We start from the raw sequence: 1472 nt of genomic DNA on the forward strand, positions 1-1472 counted from the left end.
TCGGCCGCTCCAGTCCGGCGATCAGCCTGAGCAGCGTCGTCTTGCCGGAGCCGGACGGCCCCAGCAACGCGATCAGTTCGCCCGACTTGATATCGAGCGACACGTCGTGGAGGGCCGGAAACCGGTCAAACTCCTTGCGCACGTTGGCAACGCGAACTTCCATGCAAATCCCTCTGTCAGTGTCCGCGCGTCGCGGCGATCTCGGCGCCGTAGCGCATCTCGAGAAGTGTTTTCAAGACCAGCGTGACGAGCGCCAGGCCCGCAAGCAATGAAGCGACGGCGAAGGCGCCGACGGCGTTGTACTCGTTATAGAGGATTTCGACATGCAGCGGCATGGTGTTGGTCAGGCCGCGTATATGGCCCGACACCACCGAGACTGCGCCGAACTCGCCCATGGCGCGCGCATTGCACAGGAGCACGCCGTAGAGCAGCCCCCATTTGACGTTGGGCAAGGTCACGTACCAGAAGGTCTGCCAACCATTGGCGCCAAGCGAAAGCGCTGCCTCCTCGTCGCCATTGCCTTGCTCCTGCATCAGCGGGATCAACTCGCGGGCGACGAAGGGGAAGGTGACGAAGATTGTGGCCAGCACGATGCCCGGCACGGCAAACAGGATGACGATGCCGTGCGCTTTCAGCCAGGTGCCGAGCAGCCCCTGGGCGCCGAATAGAAGCACATAGACGAGGCCCGATATGACCGGGGAGACCGAGAAGGGAAGGTCGATCAGCGTGGTCAGGAAGGCCTTGCCCTTGAACTCGAACTTGGCGATCGCCCAGGCGGCGGAGATGCCGAACACAATGTTGAGCGGTACCGAGATCGCGGCGACCAGCAGCGTCAGCCGGATCGCCGAGCGTGTGTCGGGATTGCCGAGCGCTTCGGTGTAGGCACCGATGCCCTTGGCGAAGGCTTCGTTGAAGACGATGATCAGCGGCAAGAGCAGGAAAATGCCGAGGAAGGCAAAGGCGACGGCCATCAGGGCCAGACGCGCCGGGCGGCTTTCCGTGACCGCCGCCGACTGGCTTTCATGGTGCGGTTCGTAAGATTTGATCTCCGGATCAGCCATAGCGCTTGCGGCTCCACGACTGTGCGAGATTGACGACCAAAAGCATGATGAATGACAGGGCGAGCATGATCGCCGCAATCGCGGTTGCCGCCGGGTAATTATATTCCTCCAGCCGGATGACGATCAGCAGCGGCGCGATCTCTGATTTGTAGGGCAAGTTGCCGGCGATGAAGATGACCGAGCCGTATTCGCCGACGCCGCGCGCGAAGGCGAGCGCGAAGCCGGTGACGATGGCCGGCGCCAGGCCCGGAAACAGGATGCGGGTGATGATCTGGAAACGATTGGCGCCAAGGGTGGCCGCGGCTTCCTCCACTTCCTTGTCGATCTCCTCCATGATCGGCTGCACGGTGCGCACGACGAAGGGCAGGCCGATGAAGATCAGCGCGATGACGATACCGAGCGGGGTATAGG

The 1472-nt window shown here is 62.5% G+C and carries 3 protein-coding genes; all 3 read right to left on the minus strand.

Annotated features, from left to right (window positions below; genetic code table 11):
* Positions 1–163 (minus strand): ATP-binding cassette domain-containing protein (locus tag ENZ75_RS05125; RefSeq protein ID WP_128277939.1); only part of this gene is annotated, 163 nt, incomplete at its 3' end.
* Between the two features lie 13 nt (positions 164–176).
* Positions 177–1061 (minus strand): sulfate ABC transporter permease subunit CysW, encoded by an 885-nt coding sequence (cysW, locus tag ENZ75_RS05130; RefSeq protein ID WP_013530874.1) that lies wholly within the window; start codon positions 1059–1061, stop codon positions 177–179.
* Positions 1054–1472, minus strand: a 419-nt coding sequence (locus tag ENZ75_RS34970; RefSeq protein WP_245481128.1) for an ABC transporter permease subunit, incomplete at its 5' end; no start/stop codon positions are given. The genes ENZ75_RS34970 and cysW, both read right to left, overlap by 8 nt.

Origin of the sequence: Mesorhizobium sp. M7A.F.Ca.CA.002.04.1.1 (genome assembly GCF_004022805.1) — a bacterium.
GTDB lineage: Bacteria > Pseudomonadota > Alphaproteobacteria > Rhizobiales > Rhizobiaceae > Mesorhizobium > Mesorhizobium ciceri.

Bases quoted from the DNA above. Each gene is read 5' to 3' on its own strand.
- cysW (WP_013530874.1), bottom strand. From the start codon at position 1,061: ATGGCTGATCCGGAGATCAAATCTTACGAACCGCACCATGAAAGCCAG.